The organism is Variovorax sp. DXTD-1 (assembly GCF_003984625.1).
GTDB lineage: Bacteria > Pseudomonadota > Gammaproteobacteria > Burkholderiales > Burkholderiaceae_C > Variovorax.
Genome location: NZ_RWKH01000004.1, coordinates 173,742 through 191,794, shown reverse-complemented (window position 1 = coordinate 191,794; position 18,053 = coordinate 173,742). Strand labels below are relative to the sequence as shown.

The 18,053-nt window shown below is 64.1% G+C and carries 16 protein-coding genes; 10 read left to right on the top strand and 6 right to left on the bottom strand.

What is annotated here, in order from left to right; genetic code table 11:
* Positions 1–57: 57 nt before the first annotated feature.
* Together EJI00_RS05585 and EJI00_RS05580 are read right to left on the bottom strand one after the other, a co-directional pair.
* Positions 58–480, bottom strand: a complete 423-nt coding sequence (locus EJI00_RS05585) for a DUF3619 family protein (protein ID WP_126746475.1) — start codon at positions 478–480, stop codon at positions 58–60.
* A complete protein-coding gene (locus EJI00_RS05580) occupies positions 477–1,043 on the bottom strand; it encodes an RNA polymerase sigma factor (protein ID WP_093019119.1) in 567 nt (188 codons plus the stop codon). Before EJI00_RS05580 ends, EJI00_RS05585 begins: the two co-directional genes overlap by 4 nt.
* Before the next feature lie 282 nt (positions 1,044–1,325).
* Here EJI00_RS05580 and EJI00_RS05575 point away from each other — a divergent pair, with 282 nt between their 5' ends.
* From EJI00_RS05575 to EJI00_RS05540, 8 genes are all read left to right on the top strand, one after another.
* Complete coding sequence (locus EJI00_RS05575) at positions 1,326–3,110, top strand: acetolactate synthase 3 catalytic subunit (RefSeq protein ID WP_126746474.1); 1,785 nt, start codon at positions 1,326–1,328, stop codon at positions 3,108–3,110.
* 106 nt (positions 3,111–3,216) lie between these two features.
* On the top strand, positions 3,217–3,708 hold the full coding sequence (ilvN, locus tag EJI00_RS05570) for an acetolactate synthase small subunit (protein WP_012747479.1): 492 nt from the start codon (positions 3,217–3,219) through the stop codon (positions 3,706–3,708).
* A 55-nt stretch (positions 3,709–3,763) separates the two neighbouring features.
* A complete protein-coding gene (locus EJI00_RS05565; protein WP_126746473.1) occupies positions 3,764–4,027 on the top strand; it encodes a DUF4282 domain-containing protein in 264 nt (87 codons plus the stop codon).
* Positions 4,028–4,081: 54 nt separating this feature from the next.
* A complete protein-coding gene (ilvC, locus tag EJI00_RS05560; protein WP_007834233.1) occupies positions 4,082–5,098 on the top strand; it encodes a ketol-acid reductoisomerase in 1,017 nt (338 codons plus the stop codon).
* Between the two features lie 182 nt (positions 5,099–5,280).
* Complete coding sequence (pssA, locus tag EJI00_RS05555) at positions 5,281–6,105, top strand: CDP-diacylglycerol--serine O-phosphatidyltransferase (protein ID WP_126746472.1); 825 nt, start codon at positions 5,281–5,283, stop codon at positions 6,103–6,105.
* Positions 6,106–6,289: 184 nt separating this feature from the next.
* Positions 6,290–7,993, top strand: coding sequence for a 2-isopropylmalate synthase (gene leuA, locus EJI00_RS05550; protein ID WP_126746471.1), 1,704 nt, complete (start codon positions 6,290–6,292; stop codon positions 7,991–7,993).
* A 52-nt stretch (positions 7,994–8,045) separates the two neighbouring features.
* Positions 8,046–9,584 carry a 2-isopropylmalate synthase gene (locus tag EJI00_RS05545; RefSeq protein ID WP_126746470.1) on the top strand — a complete coding sequence of 513 codons (1,539 nt, stop codon included), beginning with the start codon at positions 8,046–8,048 and terminating at the stop codon, positions 9,582–9,584.
* Between the two features lie 114 nt (positions 9,585–9,698).
* Entirely contained in the window at positions 9,699–10,901 is a 1,203-nt protein-coding gene (locus EJI00_RS05540; protein ID WP_126746469.1) for a serine hydrolase, read from the top strand.
* A gap of 5 nt (positions 10,902–10,906) precedes the next feature.
* Here EJI00_RS05540 and EJI00_RS05535 read toward each other — a convergent pair whose 3' ends face one another.
* Genes EJI00_RS05535 through aat form a run of 3 tightly spaced genes read right to left on the bottom strand, consistent with a single transcriptional unit; the run spans position 10,907 to position 13,272 of the window.
* Entirely contained in the window at positions 10,907–11,740 is an 834-nt protein-coding gene (locus tag EJI00_RS05535; protein ID WP_126746468.1) for an IclR family transcriptional regulator, read from the bottom strand.
* A gap of 30 nt (positions 11,741–11,770) precedes the next feature.
* The gene (locus tag EJI00_RS05530) at positions 11,771–12,520 is read right to left on the bottom strand and encodes an arginyltransferase (protein ID WP_126746467.1); all 750 of its coding nucleotides are present in this window, start codon (positions 12,518–12,520) and stop codon (positions 11,771–11,773) included.
* The gene (aat, locus tag EJI00_RS05525; protein ID WP_126746466.1) at positions 12,517–13,272 is read right to left on the bottom strand and encodes a leucyl/phenylalanyl-tRNA--protein transferase; all 756 of its coding nucleotides are present in this window, start codon (positions 13,270–13,272) and stop codon (positions 12,517–12,519) included. The genes EJI00_RS05530 and aat overlap by 4 nt, the downstream gene beginning before the upstream one ends.
* 195 nt (positions 13,273–13,467) lie before the next feature.
* On the opposite strand from aat, the gene EJI00_RS05520 reads away from it, so the two are divergent.
* Positions 13,468–15,798: a xanthine dehydrogenase family protein molybdopterin-binding subunit gene (locus EJI00_RS05520; protein WP_126746465.1), complete on the top strand. Its 2,331-nt coding sequence runs from the start codon at positions 13,468–13,470 to the stop codon at positions 15,796–15,798.
* A gap of 129 nt (positions 15,799–15,927) precedes the next feature.
* On the opposite strand, the gene pobA is transcribed toward EJI00_RS05520, so the two are convergent.
* Positions 15,928–17,109 (bottom strand): 4-hydroxybenzoate 3-monooxygenase, encoded by a 1,182-nt coding sequence (pobA, locus tag EJI00_RS05515; RefSeq protein ID WP_126746537.1) that lies wholly within the window; start codon positions 17,107–17,109, stop codon positions 15,928–15,930.
* 130 nt (positions 17,110–17,239) lie between these two features.
* On the opposite strand from pobA, the gene EJI00_RS05510 reads away from it, so the two are divergent.
* Complete coding sequence (locus tag EJI00_RS05510; protein WP_126746464.1) at positions 17,240–18,010, top strand: IclR family transcriptional regulator C-terminal domain-containing protein; 771 nt, start codon at positions 17,240–17,242, stop codon at positions 18,008–18,010.
* Positions 18,011–18,053 lie beyond the last annotated feature (43 nt).

Here is an 18,053-nt window from a genome sequence, read left to right as displayed (position 1 = left end):
GCGGGGCGTGGAAGCGCGGGAAACGGGAAGAGGTCGCATTCGTTCGCTCGGCAGGACTCAGTCGGAAGCGCCGTCCGACTTCAGGAACTGGGCGAACCCGGGATCGGTATAGGCAGCCGGGGGCAGGTCGTCCGTGAGCAGTGCCGAGTCGACATCCGCCAGTTCGCTGGCGCGGTCTTCGTCCTGCATGACGCTGATGGTGATCAGCCCGGCCACGAGTGCGATCAGCGGGACCACCGAGCCGATGCGCGTCCACCAGCTGCCGCCCATCGTGGCCACATTGCCGGACTGGATGACCGTGGATGCCGCACGCAACTGGGGCGCCTGCTTGCGCATTGCAACGGCTTGCGCCCGCGCCACGCGCAGCCGCTCGCCGATGTCGTGCGGCAGCTCCTGGCTGCCGGCGGACAGCCGCGCAGCCACGCGCTGGCCGAATTGATCCTCGGCAGCAAAAGAAGAAGTTGGAACCTTAGTGTTCATAGCGAAATTCCCTTGGCTTTGAGCGCCTTGCTCAAGGCGTGCACGGCCCGCGAACAGTGGGTTTTGACGCTGCCTTCGGAGCAGCCCATTGCAGCGGCCGTCTCCGCCACATCCATTTCTTCCCAGTAACGCATCAGGAAAGCCTCTCGTTGACGACCCGGCAAAGCTGCTATCTGTTCTTCGATTTCGTGAAAGACCTGGGCGCGGCGGGTCGTGTCCTCGGCGCTCTCCGTTTCCCTGGAGTCGGTCGGAGAGACGAAGTTCTCCAGAAGATCGAAATCTCCGTCGTCGCCGGCGGCTTCGAAGTCGCCCAGGTTCGAGAACAGGGCGCGCCGGGTTTTCTGCCGGCGGAACCAGTCGAGCGTGCAGTTCGAAAGAATGCGCTGGAACAGCATGGGCAGCTCTTCCGGCGGCTTGTCTCCGTAGTGCTGTGCCAGCTTCATCATGCTGTCTTGCACGATGTCGAGAGCCGCTTCCTCGTCCCGCACGTGGTAGACCGAGCGCTTGAAAGCGCGCCGTTCGACGCTCTTCAGAAAGTCGGAAAGTTCTTGTTCAGTGGCCAAGCGAGAGGGGGCGCCGTGGGGCGCCGCGTGGGAATGGGGTGTCTGGAAGCGCGTATGTTTCCGCCGCGGATTATGCCTTCCTGCCTTTTCGTCGCGGTTTTCGCGCGAAGACCGGCGCATCGATGTCATAATTCGCATTGCAAGTCAAAAGGCAAACGGGTCACGGTCCGGCGGAACATCAGTCCGCTCATGGCTTTGGCCTCAAGTCCTGGCGCGACCCCACAAGGGTTGGCAAGGGGCACCCAAGGTTTTTCGTTCCCGAAAAAACTCCAAAGGTTGATCATGGAAATCTCGAAGGCGGAACTCGCTTCCGCAGCAGCCGCGTCCTCTGGCGCCGGCACTCAAACGCAAGAGCTCATGGGCGCTGAAGTGCTGGTCAAGGCACTGCAGGCCGAAGGCGTCCAGTACATCTGGGGCTATCCGGGCGGCGCGGTTCTGTACATCTACGACGCGTTCTACAAGCAGGACACCATCCAGCACGTGCTGGTACGCCACGAGCAGGCAGCCGTGCACGCGGCCGACGGCTATGCGCGCGCCACCGGCGAAGTGGGCGTGGCGCTGGTTACCTCCGGCCCGGGGCTGACCAACGCGGTCACCGGCATTGCCACCGCGTACATGGACTCCATCCCGATGGTGATCATCTCGGGCCAGGTACCCACCGCCGCCATCGGCCTGGACGCCTTCCAGGAGTGCGACACCGTCGGCATCACGCGCCCCATCGTGAAGCACAACTTCCTCGTCAAGGACCCGAAAGACCTGGCCCTGACGATGAAAAAGGCCTTCCACATCGCACGCAGCGGCCGTCCGGGCCCGGTGGTGGTGGACGTGCCCAAGGACGTCTCGTTCAAAAAGACCCCTTATTCAGGCTATCCCGACAAGGTCGAGATGCGCTCGTACAACCCGGTGCGCAAAGGCCACGGCGGCCAGATCCGCAAGGCGCTGCAGCTGCTGCTGACCGCCAAGCGCCCGTACATCTATACGGGCGGCGGCGTGCTGCTGGGCAACGCCACCAACGAACTGCGCACGCTGGTCGACATGCTCGGCTATCCGGTCACCCACACGCTGATGGGCCTGGGTGCCTATCCGGCGAGCGATCGCAAGTTCCTGGGCATGCTGGGCATGCACGGCACCATCGAAGCCAACAACGCGATGCAGAACTGCGACGTGCTGTTGGCCGTGGGGGCGCGCTTCGACGACCGCGTGATCGGCAACCCCAAGCACTTCGCGACGAATGAGCGCAAGATCATTCACATCGACATCGACCCGTCGAGCATTTCCAAGCGCGTGAAGGTCGACATTCCGATCGTCGGCGACGTGAAGGACGTGCTCACCGAATTGATCTCGATGATCCGCGAGAGCACCACCAAGCCCGACGCCGGCGCTCTGTCCGACTGGTGGAAGACCATCGAGGCCTGGCGCTCGCGCGACTGCCTCAAGTACGACCGCGACAACAAGGACATCATCAAGCCGCAGTACGTGGTCGAGACCCTCTGGAACATGACCAAGGACGCCGACACGTACATCACGTCGGACGTCGGCCAGCACCAGATGTGGGCCGCGCAGTACTACCGCTTCGACGAGCCGCGCCGCTGGATCAATTCGGGCGGCCTCGGAACCATGGGCGTCGGTATTCCATACGCCATGGGCATCAAGCTCGCAAAGCCCGACTCGGAAGTGTTCACCATCACCGGCGAAGGCTCGGTGCAGATGTGCATCCAGGAACTCTCCACCTGCCTGCAGTACAACACGCCGATCAAGATCTGCTCGCTCAACAACCGCTACCTGGGCATGGTGCGCCAGTGGCAGGAGATCGAATACTCCGGCCGCTACAGCCACAGCTACATGGACGCGCTCCCCAATTTCGTGAAGCTCGCCGAGGCCTACGGCCACGTCGGCATGCTGATCGAGCGTCCACAAGACGTGGAGCCGGCGCTGCGCGAAGCGCGCAAGCTCAAGGACCGTACCGTGTTCATGGATTTCCGCACCGACCCCACCGAGAACGTGTTCCCGATGGTCAAGGCCGGCATGGGCATCACCGAAATGCTGTTGGGTTCCGAAGATCTCTGATCGTCGGCGCATTCGCTTAACTTTTACTGACGACGAATCTATTGCCCGCCAAGCCCGCGCATTACCGTGCACGGGGGAGGGCGGCGAAAAGAGGAGTCGCGCAAACATGAAACACATCATTGCAGTGCTGCTGGAAAACGAGCCGGGTGCTCTTTCCCGCGTGGTGGGCCTTTTCTCGGCCCGCGGCTACAACATCGAATCGCTGACCGTCGCGCCGACCGAAGACGCCAGCCTGTCGCGCATGACCATCGTCACCGCCGGCTCCGACGACGTCATCGAGCAGATCACCAAGCACCTGAACCGCCTGATCGAAGTGGTCAAGGTCGTCGACCTGACCGAAGGCGCCTATACGGAGCGCGAGCTCATGATGGTGAAGGTGCGCGCCGTAGGCAAGGAGCGCGAGGAAATGATGCGCATGGCCGAGATCTTTCGCGGCCGCATCATCGACGTCACGGACAAGAGCTACACCATCGAACTCACCGGCGATCACGGCAAGAACGACGCTTTCTTGGAAGCGATCGACCGTAGCGCTATCCTCGAGACTGTCCGCACCGGTGCCAGCGGCATCGGGCGCGGCGAGCGCATCCTGCGCGTATAGGGGGTGATGATCCCCTCAGTTCCACTGTTCTAAACCAACACACGAGGAGAAGGTAATGCAAGATTTGCTGGGTTTCGAGAAGATGGTGACCCCGATCATCATTCGGATTCTGTACTTCCTCGGACTGCTGGGCGTGCTCGCGGCAACGGTCGTTTCGTTGTTCCAGGGGCGCTTCATCGCAGCCATCGCGATCCTCGTTTTCGGCGCGATCATGGTTCGCGTCTACAGCGAATTGCTGATCCTGCTGTTCCGCATTCACGACAACCTCGTGTCGATCAACCAGCAAATGAAGGACCGGAATCCCTCCGGCCAACTGTGAGTGAAAGCATCCCCGCTTCAGGGGGTGCCCGAGATTAAATAGGAAAGACGCATCATGAAGGTTTACTACGACAAGGACGCCGACCTCAGCCTCATCAAGGGCAAGACGGTCGCAATCATCGGTTACGGGTCGCAAGGTCATGCGCACGCGCAGAACCTGAACGACAGCGGCGTCAAGGTCGTGGTCGGCCTGCGCAAGGGCGGCGCTTCGTGGGACAAGGTCGGCAAGGCCGGCCTGCAGGTCGCCGAAGTGGCCGACGCGGTGAAGGCCGCCGACGTCGTCATGATCCTGCTGCCCGACGAGCAGATTGCCAACGTCTACAAGAACGACGTGGCCCCGCACATCAAGGAAGGCGCTTCGCTCGTTTTCGCGCACGGCTTCAACGTGCACTACGGTTTCGTGCAGCCGCGCGCCGACCTCGACGTGTGGATGGTGGCTCCCAAGGCCCCCGGCCACACCGTTCGCAGCACCTACACGCAGGGCGGCGGCGTGCCCCACCTCGTGGCCGTGCACCAGGACAAGACCGGCAAGGCGCGTGACCTCGCGTTGAGCTACGCCACCGCCAACGGCGGCGGCAAGGCCGGCATCATCGAGACCAACTTCCGCGAAGAAACCGAGACCGACCTGTTCGGCGAGCAAGCGGTTCTGTGCGGCGGTACGGTCGAGCTGATCAAGGCCGGTTTCGAAACGCTGGTGGAAGCCGGCTACGCGCCCGAAATGGCGTACTTCGAATGCCTGCACGAGCTCAAGCTCATCGTCGACCTGATCTATGAAGGCGGCATCGCCAACATGAACTACTCGATCTCCAACAACGCCGAATACGGCGAATACGTCACGGGCCCGCGCATCGTGACCGACGAGACGAAGAAGGTCATGAAGCAAGTGCTGCGCGACATCCAGACCGGCGAATACGCCAAGAGCTTCGTGCTCGAAGCCGCTGCCGGCCAGCCCGCGCTGATCAGCCGCCGCCGCCTGAACGCAGAGCACCAGATCGAAGTCGTCGGTGAAAAGCTGCGCGCGATGATGCCCTGGATCAAGAAGAACAAGCTGGTCGACCAGACCCGCAACTGATCCGCAACCGAAGCGGGCGCTGCGGCGCCCGTTTCCCGAGGGCCACCCGCCGGGGTGGCCTTTTTCATGTGGGGCGCACCATGCCCCTGAACTACACTGCGAACCCATGCGATTCACAGATCAAGATGCTATCGAATGGGTAGCTGCTCACGCAGTGCCCATGAGGGACGGAGGCAAACTCAATGCATGACGACACGGTTCCCGACGAAGTGCCGCCGCGCAAGCGCCGCAAGGGCATCTACATCCTGCCGAACCTGTTCACGCTCGCCGCGTTGTTCGGCGGCTTCTATTCGGTCGTGATGGCAATGAACGGGCGCTTCGATCTTGCGGCGCTCGGCGTATTTGCCGCCATGATTCTCGACAGCCTGGACGGCCGCGTGGCCCGCATGACCAACACGCAAAGCGCGTTCGGCGAGCAGATGGATTCGCTGTCCGACATGGTGTCTTTCGGTGCGGCGCCGGCGCTCATCGCGTACGAGTGGTCGCTCAAGGGCCTGGGCCGCTGGGGCTGGATTGCGGCTTTTGTGTATTGCGCCTGCGCGGCGCTGCGGCTCGCGCGCTTCAACGTCAACACCGGCGTGGTCGACAAGCGCTGGTTCCAGGGGCTTCCGTCGCCGGCCGCGGCCGCGCTGGTGGCCGGGTTTATCTGGCTCATGACCGAATGGGGCAAGCGGGGTGGCGAGGTGTTGTACCTCTCGTGGACGCAGATCACGTGGATCACCTTCGCGTTCACGCTCTATGCCGGCCTTTCGATGGTCACCAATGCGCCGTTCTACAGCTTCAAGGACGTACAGATGAAGAGGAGTGTGCCCTTCGTGGTGATCGTGCTGATCGCGCTCGGCATCGCGGTCATCAACATTCATCCGCCGACGGTGCTGTTCGGCCTGTTCGTGGCCTACGGCCTGAGCGGCTATGTGGTCTACGCGTGGCGCAAGGCCAAGGGACAGCAGGCGAGCGTGATCAGCACCTCGACCGAAGAGCCCGACGAGCGGGGCTTGCATAACTGACCGCGGCTTGTGCTACATTCGAAACCCTCATGACCAAGATTTCGCTGCTGGCCCTACTAGCCCTCCCTCACGGGCGGAGACGGTAGCGCACGCGCAAATCCCTCACCACGGCCCGTTCGCACCAGCAACGGGCCGTTTGTTTTTGGGGTTGCTGGTTGAATTCCAACCATCCAGAGAAATCGACATGCTCAAGCAACCTCAAGCCAAATACCGCGCATTCGCCCCGATCGGCCTCAAGGACCGCACCTGGCCCGATGCCGTGCTGACCAAGGCGCCCATCTGGCTGTCGACGGACCTGCGCGATGGCAACCAGGCGCTGGTGGAGCCGATGGACATTGCGCGCAAGATGCGCATGTTCGAGACGCTCGTGGCCATCGGCTTCAAGGAAATCGAAGTCGGCTTTCCTTCCGCCTCGCAAGTCGAGTTCGACTTCGTGCGCAAGCTGATCGAGGAAGACCGCATTCCCGACGATGTGACGATCCAGGTGCTGACGCAGGCGCGCGACCACCTCATTGCGCGCACCTTCGAGTCGCTGCAAGGCGCGCCGCGTGCCATCGTTCACCTCTACAACGCGGTAGCCCCCGTGATGCGCCGCGTGGTGCTCGGCATGGACGAAGACCAGATCGTCGAGCTGGCCAGCAGCCACGCGCGCATGTTCAACGAATTCGCCGCGAAGCAGCCCGCAACCAAGTGGACCTTTCAGTACTCGCCCGAAATGTTCTCGAGCACCGATGTCGTGTTTTCCAAGCGTGTGGTCGATGCGGTCACCGAAGTCTGGGCGCCCACGCCCGAGCACAAGTGCATCGTCAACCTGCCCACCACAGTGGAGCACTCCACGCCGAACATCTTCGCGGACATGATCGAGTGGATGCACCGCAATCTTGCGCGCCGCGACTCCATCGTGCTGTGCGTGCACCCGCACAACGACCGCGGCACCGGCACCGCAGCCGGCGAGCTGGCGCTGATGGCGGGCGCCGAGCGCATCGAAGGCTGCCTTTTCGGCAACGGCGAGCGCACCGGCAACCTCGACCTCGTGAACGTTGCGCTCAATCTCTACACGCAAGGCGTTTCGCCGGAGCTCGACTTCTCCAACATCGACGAGATCCGCGCGACGGTCGAGCACTGCAATCAGATCCCGGTGCATCCGCGCCACCCGTATGTGGGCGACCTGGTCTACACCTCGTTCTCGGGCTCGCACCAGGACGCAATCAAGAAGGCCTTTGCCGCGCGCAAGGAAGGCGACATCTGGGACATGCCGTACCTGCCCATCGATCCGAAGGACGTGGGCCGCAGCTATGAGGCCGTGATTCGCGTCAACAGCCAGTCGGGAAAGGGCGGCATGGCCTACCTGCTCGAAAGCGAGTACGGCATCGAGATGCCGCGCCGCCTGCAGATGGAGTTCATGCAGACCGTGCAGCGCGTGATGGACGTGGCCGGCAAGGAACTCACCGCGGCAGACCTCTGGCAGCTGTTCGTTCGCGAATACGGCATCGAGGCCGCGCATTCGCTGCAGCACCGCGTGCTCGAGGAAGAAGGCGAGGGCGCCAGTGCTTCGGTGGTGCTGCGCGGCAACCTGCCGTGGGACGGTGAAATCCGCGCCATCGAAGGCCGCGGCAACGGGCCGATCGACGCCTTCACGCAAGCCCTCTGCAAGGCCACTGGCCACACCGTGCGCGTGATGGACTACCACCAGCATGCGATTGGCGCGGGTGCCGATGCCAGGTCGGTGGCGTACCTCGAACTGCGCGTGGACGAGGTCCAGACGCTGTTCGGGGTGGGCATCGATGCGGACGTGATCTCGGCTTCGCTCAAGGCCATTGTTTCGGGCGTGCAGCGCGCGCGCACCCGGGGCGCGCACAGCGCACAATCGGTGGTTGAAGTCGCCTGAAGCTGTCCGCCGCCGTACGCGCAAGGTGCAAACGAACATAAGGAAATCCACGATGACCGACCAACTCATTGTTTTCGACACCACCTTGCGCGACGGCGAGCAATCGCCCGGCGCCTCGATGACGCGCGACGAGAAGATGCGCATCGCCAAGCAGCTCGAGCGGCTCAAGGTCGACGTCATCGAGGCCGGTTTTCCGGCCAGCTCGAACGGTGACTTCGAAGCGGTCAAGGCCATTGCCAACGCCATCAAGGATTCGACGATTTGCGGCCTCTCACGCGCCAACGATCGCGATATTTCGCGTGCGGCCGAAGCGCTCAAGGGCGCGGCGCGCGGGCGCATCCACACCTTCATCGCAACGTCGCCGCTTCACATGGAAAAGAAGCTGCGCATGTCGCCGGACGAAGTGCATGAGCAAGCCAGGCTTGCCGTGCGCTTTGCGCGCAACCTCGTGGGAGACGTGGAGTTCAGCCCCGAAGACGGCTATCGCAGCGACCCCGACTTTCTCTGCCGCGTGCTCGAAACCGTGATCAACGAGGGCGCCACCACCATCAACGTGCCCGACACCGTGGGCTACGCCATTCCCGAGCTCTATGGCAACTTCATCAAGATGCTGCGCGAGCGCGTGCCCAACAGCGACAAGGCCGTGTGGTCGGTGCATTGCCATAACGACCTCGGCATGGCTGTCGCCAACTCGCTGGCGGGCGTGAAGATCGGCGGCGCACGCCAGGTCGAGTGCACCATCAACGGCCTGGGCGAGCGCGCGGGCAACTGCTCGCTCGAAGAAATCGTCATGGCCGTGAAGACCCGCAAGGACTACTTCGGGCTCGAGCTGAATGTCGACACCCGGCACATCGTGGCGGCGAGCCGCATGGTGAGCCAGACCACGGGCTTCGTGGTGCAGCCCAACAAGGCCGTGGTGGGCGCCAATGCCTTTGCGCATGCCTCGGGCATTCACCAGGACGGTGTGCTCAAGGCGCGCGACACCTACGAGATCATGCGCGCCGAAGACGTGGGCTGGACGGCCAACAAGATCGTGCTGGGCAAGCTCAGCGGGCGCAACGCGTTCAAGCAGCGCCTGCAAGACCTGGGCGTGACGATGGGCAGCGAAGCCGACATCAATGCCGCCTTCCTGCGCTTCAAGGAACTGGCCGACCGCAAGTCGGAGATTTTTGACGAGGACATCCTCGCGCTCGTCAGCGCCGAGGAATTGGCGCACGTTGATGAACAGTTCGCTTTTGTGTCGCTTTCCCAGCACAGCGAAACCGGCGAGCGCCCCCAGGCCAAGGTCGTCTTTACCGTTCAGGGCAAGGAAGTCACGGGCAAATCCGACGGCAATGGCCCGGTTGATGCTTCTCTGAAGGCCATCGAATCGCTTGTCAAGAGCGGCGCCGAGATGGTGCTTTACTCGGTTAATGCGATTAGTGGCTCGACAGAAAGCCAAGGAGAAGTTACTGTTCGGTTACAAAATGCAGGGCGGGTAGTGAATGGAGTAGGCGCGGACCCCGACATCGTGGTCGCGTCGGCCAAAGCTTATTTGAGTGCTCTCAATAAGTTGCAGAGCCAAGCTGAGAAAGTGGCGGCACAAGGTTAGTTTTACGAGTGATCCTTGGATTCGAGTGAAGAAAAGGGCGCAAGTAACTGATATTGCGTGCCTTTTTTGATTTCGATACACTGCGGTTCTCATTTTGCCGCTGGAGATTTATTAATGCCCGAAACCCGCCCCCGCCGAGTTTCCAGCCAGCGGTTCTTGCCCGCAGTCAAATTCGTCGCCGTCGCGCTCTGCGCCACGGCGTTTTTGCTGTCCGGTGCACAGGCCGCCAAGAAGGAAAAAACAACTGTCGCCAAGACGTCCACGGCCAAAAAGGCCGCGGGACCCGTGCCAGTGGAAGTCAAGCGTTCGGCCAAGGCGCCGCGCGCTGCCGTCGTCGCCAAGCGCGGCGGCAAGGCCGATCGAAGCGAAAAGGTCGTTCGTGGTGGCCGCAATGTGGTGGCCTCCATTCGCCAAAAGAACGGCAAGACCGTGGTTGCCGTGCAACGCCGCTCGGTCGTTCGTGTCGAAACGCCGGCACGCCAGTCGTTCGGCCAACTGGCCGGCTTGCATGGCACCGAAGACGTGCTCGACCTGAAGTCGAGCGTTGCGCTGGTGATCGATCAAGACACGCATGAAGTGCTGTTCAGCAAGAACGATCATGCGGTGCTGCCGATTGCATCGCTCACCAAGCTGATGACCGGCTTGCTGATCAGCGAAGCCCGTCTCCCGACCGACGAACTGATCACCATTACCCAGGACGACGTCGACACCGAAAAGGGCAGCCGTTCGCGCCTGACGGTGGGCACCACGCTCACGCGCGGCGAGCTCTTGCACCTGGCCCTGATGTCGAGCGAAAACCGTGCAGCGCATGCGCTGGGCCGTACCTATCCGGGCGGTCTTGCAACCTTCGTGAGCATCATGAACGCGAAGGCAAAGATGCTCGGCATGAAGGACACGCGCTACGTGGAGCCCACGGGCCTGTCGAGCCGAAACCAGTCGAGCGCACAGGATCTGGCGCTGCTTGTGAATGCCGCTTATTCCGACGCCACTGTGCGGTCGCTGTCGACCTCGCCTGAATATCAGGTCGAAGTTGGCAACCGCGTGCTGCAGTTCAACACCACCAACCGCCTCGTGAAGAGCCCGGACTGGGAAATCGGCCTGCAGAAGACGGGCTACATCTCCGAAGCGGGCCAGTGCCTCGTGATGCAGGCCAAGGTGGCCGGGCGCAAGCTCATCATGGTGTTCCTGGATTCGGCCGGCAAGTACAGCCGCATTGCCGATGCGGAGCGTGTTCGCCGCTGGGTCGAGGCAGCGCATGCCTCCACCGGCTCGCCGGCAGCCTCGCGCAGCAACGCGGCCTACCAGGTCGCCGGCTGAACGACTCAGGCAGCGGCTGAAGAGCCGTTGCCGCTGGCGCCTGAAGCAGCAGGCGCCGAGGTGGCGTCCTTGTAGCCCAGCGCCCCCGAAATTTCATTGGCCGTGGCCTGCAGCTTGGGCAGCCAGCCCTCGTCCAGCCGGTCCGCCGGCGCGGAGATCGACAGGCCCGCCACCAGCTTGCCCTGGTCGTCGTAGATGCCGGCGGCCATGCATCGCACCCCCAGCTCCAGTTCTTCGTTGTCGCGCGCAATGCCGTATTGGCGCGCCTTCGAGAGCTCGCGCTCCAGCGCTGGCAATTGGGTAATGCTGTTGCGTGTGTGGCCCGCCAGGCCGGTTCGCGTGGCATAGCTGCGCACGCGCTGCGGATCGTCCGCTGCCAGGAACAGCTTGCCGGTCGAGGTCAGGTGCAGGGCGGCCCGGCCGCCGATGGCGCGCACCACCTGCATGCCCGAACGCTCGCTGTATGAGCGCTCGATATAAACGATTTCGTCGCCTTGCCGCATGCTCAAGTTCACCGGCTGCTGCGTGAGCTTGTGCAGCTCGCGCATCGGCCCCAGCGCGGCGTCACGCACGTTGAGCCGGCCCTTGACCAGGTTGCCAAGCTCCAGCAGCCGCATGCCGAGCCTGTAGCTGCCGGCCTCGGGCCGATCGACGAAGCGGCCGACCGCCAGGTCGTTGAGGATTCGGTGGGTGGTGGAGGGGTGCAGCCCGGTCTTCTCGCTGATTTCCTTCAGCGAAATCGCCTCCTCGCGGGAGGCGAGCACGTCAATGAGCGCGAACATGCGCTCGATCACCTGGATGACTGGAACGGCAGGAACGTCGGATTGGTTTTTTCTCATGGCGCGATGCGGTGTGGACCGGGCGCCATTTTACCTTGTGAAATCGTTTGACGCCTGCCAGTGTCCGTCGATCAGCAGTTCATGAGGGCTGAAGCGCGCCTTGTAGTTCATCTTGGCGCTGCCTTCGATCCAGTAGCCAAGGTAGACATGCGGCAGCCCGAGTTTTCGGGCCTGTTCGATCTGCCACAGCACGCTGTAGGTGCCGTAGCCCGCGCTGTCGCCCGGCTCGTAGAAGGTATAGACGGCCGAAATACCGTCGTTCAGCACGTCGAGTATCGACACCATCTTCAGCGCGCCCGCGCTGCCGTCGGGCAGCGTCTCGCGGAACTCGACCAGCCGCGAATTGACCCGGCTCTGAAGCAGGAACTGCGTGTACTGGTCGATGCTGTCGTGGTCCATGCCGCCGCCGGCGTGGCGGCCGTTCTGGTAGCGAAGATAGAGCTGGTAATGCTCGGGCACGAAGCACAGCTTGAGCACTCGGGCGTGCAGGTTCTTGTGCTGCTTTAACGCGCGGCGCTGGCTGCGGGTGGGATGAAAGCTGTTGACCAGCACGCGCAGGGGGATGCAGGCGCGGCAACCGTCGCAGTAGGGCCTGTAGGTGAACATTCCGCTGCGCCGGAAGCCGCTGAGCACCAGGTCTGAGTAGGCGTCGTTGTGAATCAGGTGGCTGGGCGTGGCCACCTGCGACCGGGCCTGGCGGTCGGGCAGATAGCTGCAGGGGTAGGGCGCCGTCGCGTAGAACTGCAGCGTGTGAAGCGGAAGATCCTTGAGGTGCGTCACGTCGATTGAGAAGGTCGCGTGGAAAGGAGTTCTGTCCAGTATACGGGCTCGAAATGCCACTGTGGCCCCTCTTGCAGGCGGGCATTGGCCACATGCGCCACGAACCTGTCGCGGGACATTTCGCGCGCTCCCAGGCTCGCCAGGTGAGCGGTGTTCTGCTGGCAGTCGATCATCTTCACCTGGAACCGGCGGCACAGGCACACCAGCGCCGCCAGCGCGATCTTCGAGGCGTCGGGGCGCCGGGTGAACATCGATTCGCCGAACACCGCGCGCCCGAGCGCCACGCAGTAGAGCCCACCCGCAAGCTCGCCGTCGATCCAGGTTTCCACGCTGTGCGCGTGGCCGGCCCGGTGCAGCGCCAGATAGGCCTTCACCATGTCCGGCACGATCCACGTGCCCGACTGCCCCACGCGCGGCGATTGCGAGCAGGCCTTGATGACCGATGCGAAATCGTGGTCGATGCGCACTTCGCAGCCCGGCGCCTCTGCAAACCGCGCCAGGGTCTTGCGCAGCGACCGGTGGAGCTTGAAGTCGGCCACCTGCAGCACCATGCGCGGGTCCGGGCTCCACCAGAGAATCGGCTGGTCTTCGCTGAACCATGGAAATACGCAGCGGCCGTAGGCCTGCGTCAGGGTGCCGACATCGAGCGCTCCGCCGGCTGCGAGCAGGCCGGGCACGGGATCGGTTTCGCCCCACGCGGATGCGGGGTCGGGCAGTGCGTCTCCGGGTTCGAGCCAGGGCAGTTGTTGCATGCCGTAGGTATACACGGCTTCGTGGCGAGCTTCATCCGGATGGGTGAAAATGGCCACTCTTCAGCGGCTCGCACAAACGATGCGGCCTGCGATACACAGGCTCCCGGTGCAACGGCGCACAGGAATATCACAACAGACCCATAGCGGACCGCCAGGCCGGCATCGCCTTGCGGAGGCCAGCCCAAGAGGACCACGTTGACCACTGACTCCAACCCCACGCGTTTCGGTAGCGGCCATGCGGTTCGCCGCCTCGAAGACGAGAGCCTGCTGGCCGGCGCAGGCCGCTACACCGACGACGTCACGCTGCCCGGACAGGCGCATCTTGTCTTTCTCCGCTCTCCCTATCCGCATGCGCGCATCGTGTCCATCGACACGGTCGCCGCTGCGGCCATGCCCGGCGTGTTGCGCGTGATCACGGGCGCCGAAATGGCTGAGGCGGGTGTGCAGCCCATGCCGGGCGCCGCAGGCTTCAAGCGCGCCGATGGTGGCGACTGCGCCAGCCCGCCGCGCCTTGCCATGGCACACGAGCGCGTGCGCTTCGTTGGCGAGGCGGTGGCGGCGGTGGTGGCCGAAACCGTGCAGCAGGCGCGCGATGCCGCCGAGGCGGTGATGGTCGACTACGACGAACTTCCCATGGTGGTCGATCTTGCGAGCGCCACCGCCGACGGCGCGCCGCAGTTGTGCGCCGAAGCTACCGGCAACATTGCCGCCGAAATGAAGCACGGCAGCAGCGAAGCCGCGACAGCTGCCTTTGCCAAGGCCAGCCATGTGGTCGCGCTCGACGTGGTGAACCAGCGCGTGGTCGCCTTGACCATCGAGCCGCGCTCGGTGCTTGCAGCCTACGACGGCGAATCCGACCGCCTCACCATTCGCATGAGCACGCAAATGCCCTCGGGCGTGCGCGACTCCGTGTGCGGCGCCATCGGCCTCGCGAAGGAGAAGGTGCGCGTGGTGGTGGGCGACGTGGGCGGCGGCTTCGGCATGAAGACCGGCGCTTATCCCGAAGACATCGCCGTCGCGTTTGCCGCGCTGCAGGTCAAGCGCCCCTTGAAGTGGGTGGCCGAGCGCAGCGAAGAATTTCTTTCCAGCGCGCACGGCCGAGACATCGAGGCCCGGGCCGAGCTCGCGCTAGATGCCGACGGAAAAATCCTCGCGCTGCGCATCAAGACGCTGGCCAACGTGGGCGCCTATGCCACCGGCACCGGCGTCGCCATCCAGCTGCTGATCGGCCCCTGGGTGCAAACCAGTGTCTACGACATCCAGACCATCGACTTTCACTTCAAGGCGGTGCTCACCAACACTGCGCCCACCGGTGCCTACCGCGGCGCGGGCCGCCCCGAGGCCATCTTTACCATCGAGCGCCTGATGGACGAGGCTTCGCGCCAGATCGGAATCGACCGCGTCGAACTGCGTCGCCGCAACTTCATCCGCCCCGAGCAGATGCCCTACAGGAACCCGATGGCGCAGACCTACGACACCGGCAAGTTCGAGTCGGTGATGGACCAGGCGCTGACGCTCGCCGACTGGCAGGGCTTTGAAACCCGCGCGGCCGAATCGGCGCGGCAGGGCAAGCACCGCGGGCTGGGCATTGCCACTTTCCTTGAATGGACGGGCGGCAACGTGTTCGAGGAGCGCGTCACGGTTTCGGTTCAGGCCGACGGCGTGATCGAGGTGTTCTCGGCCGTCAATGCCATGGGACAGGGCATTGCCACGTCTCTGGCGCAGCTGGCGGTCGATGCCTTCGGCGTGCCGATCGAGAAGGTGCGCGTCGTGCTTGGCGACACCGACCGCGGCGACGGCTTCGGGAGCGCCGGTTCGCGCTCGCTGTTTACCGGCGGCTCAGCCGTTCGCATTGGCGCCGAGCGCACCATCGACAAGGCGCGCGAGCTCGCGGCGCAGGAGTTCGAAGCCTCCGTCGACGACATCGTCTACAGCCGCGGCGTGTTCAACGTGGCCGGCACCGATCTCGAGCTCGACCTGTTCGCCCTGGCGGGCAAGCAGCCCGACGGCGAAATCTTCGTCGATTCCACCAGCACCGTGGCTGGCCCGACCTGGCCCAACGGCTGCCACATCTGCGAGATCGAAATCGACCCGCCCACCGGCGAGATCAGCGTGGTGGCCTACAGCTCGGTCAACGACGTCGGCCGCGTGATCAACCCGATGATCGTGCGCGGCCAGCTCGAAGGCGGGGCGGTGCAGGGCATCGGCCAGGCGCTGTACGAGCAGGTGGTGTACGACCACGAAACCGGACAGCCCGTGACCGGCAGCCTGATGGACTACGCCGCGCCGCGCGCCGACATCGTGCAGACCATGTTCCACATGGAAATGGACGAGTCGACGCCCTGCATCAACAACCCGCTGGGCGTGAAAGGCGTGGGCGAGCTGGGCACCATCGGCGCCACGCCGGCCATCGTCAACGCCGTGGCAGACGCCTTTGCGCGCAACGGCTTTGCGGCCAGCGCACCGCGCCTGCACATGCCGCTGAGCCCGGCGCGCGTGTGGCAGGCCATGCACACAGTGGATTGAAGAACCATGGCAACGATCTACAAGGAATTCATCGTCGAGGCCGATGCGGTAGGCAGCGCGCCCGCATCGTGAGGACCAGGGCGGCGCTGCGATGAAGCAGACGCTCGAAAAGTAGAGCCTGCTGCGGGCTTAGAAATCTTCGAGCGGCAGGCCCACGTAGTTCTCGGCCAGCGCGGTAGAGGCGGCGTGCGAGTGCACCAGGTAGTCGAGCTCGGCCTCCTGGATCTTCTGGCCGAAGGCGCCGGTCTCCGGAAAACGGTGCATCAGCGAGGTGAACCACCACGAAAAGCGCTCCGCCTTCCACACGCGGCGCAGGCAAAGGTCCGAATAGCGGTCGAGTGCGGAGGGCGTTTTCTCGCCGTAGAAGATCTCGAGCGCGCGCGAGAGATACCCCACGTCGGCCGTCGCAAGGTTGAGCCCCTTGGCGCCGGTGGGCGGCACGATGTGCGCGGCATCGCCGGCCAGGAACAACGAGCCGAAACGCATCGGCTCGGCCACGAAGCTGCGCAGCGGCGCAATGCTCTTTTCCAGCGAAGGCCCGGTCACCAGCCGCTCGCGGGCTTCGGGGTCGAGTCGTCCGCGCAGCTCGTCCCAGAAGGCCTCGTCGCTCCAGTTTTCAACGCGCTCTTCGGTCGGTACCTGCACGTAGTAGCGGCTGCGCGTGGCGCTGCGCATGCTGCATAAGGCAAAGCCGCGTTCGGTGTTGGCATAGATGAGTTCATGAGACACCGGCGGCACATCGGCCAGCACGCCGAGCCAGCCGAATGGATAGATCTTCTCGTAGGTCTGGATTGCCTCCGCGGGCACGCTGGCCCGGCTCACGCCGTGGTAGCCGTCGCAGCCGGCAATGAAGTCGCATTCGATCTCGTGCGTTTGGCCGTCTTTCTCGTAGCGCACGCGGGGGCGCTGCGAATCGAAGTCATGAAGGCTCACGTTGGCCGCGCTGTAGACGGTGGTCAGGCCTTCGGCCGAACGCGCTTCCATCAGGTCGCGCGTCACCTCCGTCTGGCCGTACACCGTGACCTGCTTTCCGCCCGTGAGGCCGTGCATGTCGATTCGGTGGCGCGCCCCCTTGAACAGCAGCTCGATGCCTTCGTGCGGCAGCCCTTCGGCCTTGGCGCGCACATCGACGCCGGCGCGCGCCAGAAGGTCCATGGTGACTTGCTCGAGCACGCCCGCGCGTATGCGCCCCAGCACGTAGCCGCCGCTCTGGCGCTCGACAATGATGTTGTCGATGCCGGCCTTGAAAAGCAGCTGCCCGAGAAGCAGGCCGGCTGGGCCCGCGCCGATGATCGCGACCTGTGTGCGCATGTGGATGTCTCCGATGGGGTTTTCCGGAGCGTAGGGCGTGCGCGGCATGCTGGCGCGGCGCTCTGCGAGGCTCTGTGCGATCATGCGAGCGGCTGCGCGATGATCGCGCAACACTTCTCACTTCGACCAGATGACCATCGCCAAAGCCGACTTCATCGAGGGTATTGCCAAGGGCATGGCCGTGCTCGAAAGCTTCGATACCGAGCGCCAGCGCCTCAACGCCACCCTGGCCGCCGAGCGCGCCGGCCTCACGCGGGCCGCCGCGCGCCGGCACCTGCTCACGCTGGCCCACCTGGGCTACCTGGAGACGGACGGCAGCTATTTCTGGATGGCGCCCAAGGTGTTGCGCTTTTCGGGCAGCTACCTTGCTTCGTCGCGCCTGCCGCGTGCGCTGCAGCCCACGCTCAACCGCCTTGCGGCACAAACCGGCGAATCGTTCTCGGCCGTGGTGCTCGATGGCGAGGAGGTGGTCATCATCGCGCGCAGCGGCAGCTACGGCACGCCGACCCGCGTGCTGGCGTACGGCTTGCACCTCGGCGCCCGCCTGCCGGCGCACGCCACCTCCACCGGGCGGGTGCTGCTCGCAGCCATGGCGCCCGCGCAGCTCACGCAGTGGCTGAAGGGTCGCCACCTCGCACGGCTCACGCCGCACACCACCACCCAGGCCCGCAGCCTGCGCCAGCTGATTTCGCGAACGCGCAAGAACGACTACTGCTTTGCCAGCGAAGAGCATGAGCTCGGCGTGCAGGCGCTCGCGGTGCCGCTGCGCGACATGCAGGGCCATACGGTGGCTGCGCTCAACGTGGTGCTCTCCGGCACGCGCTACCAGGAAGAGACGCTCCAGCGCGAGATGCTCCCGTTGCTCTTCGAGGCCGCGCGCGAGGTCAGGTCGCTGCTGTAGCCTGAACTTTCCGCGCCGCCGCTGCCTCGAACCCCGAAACGGA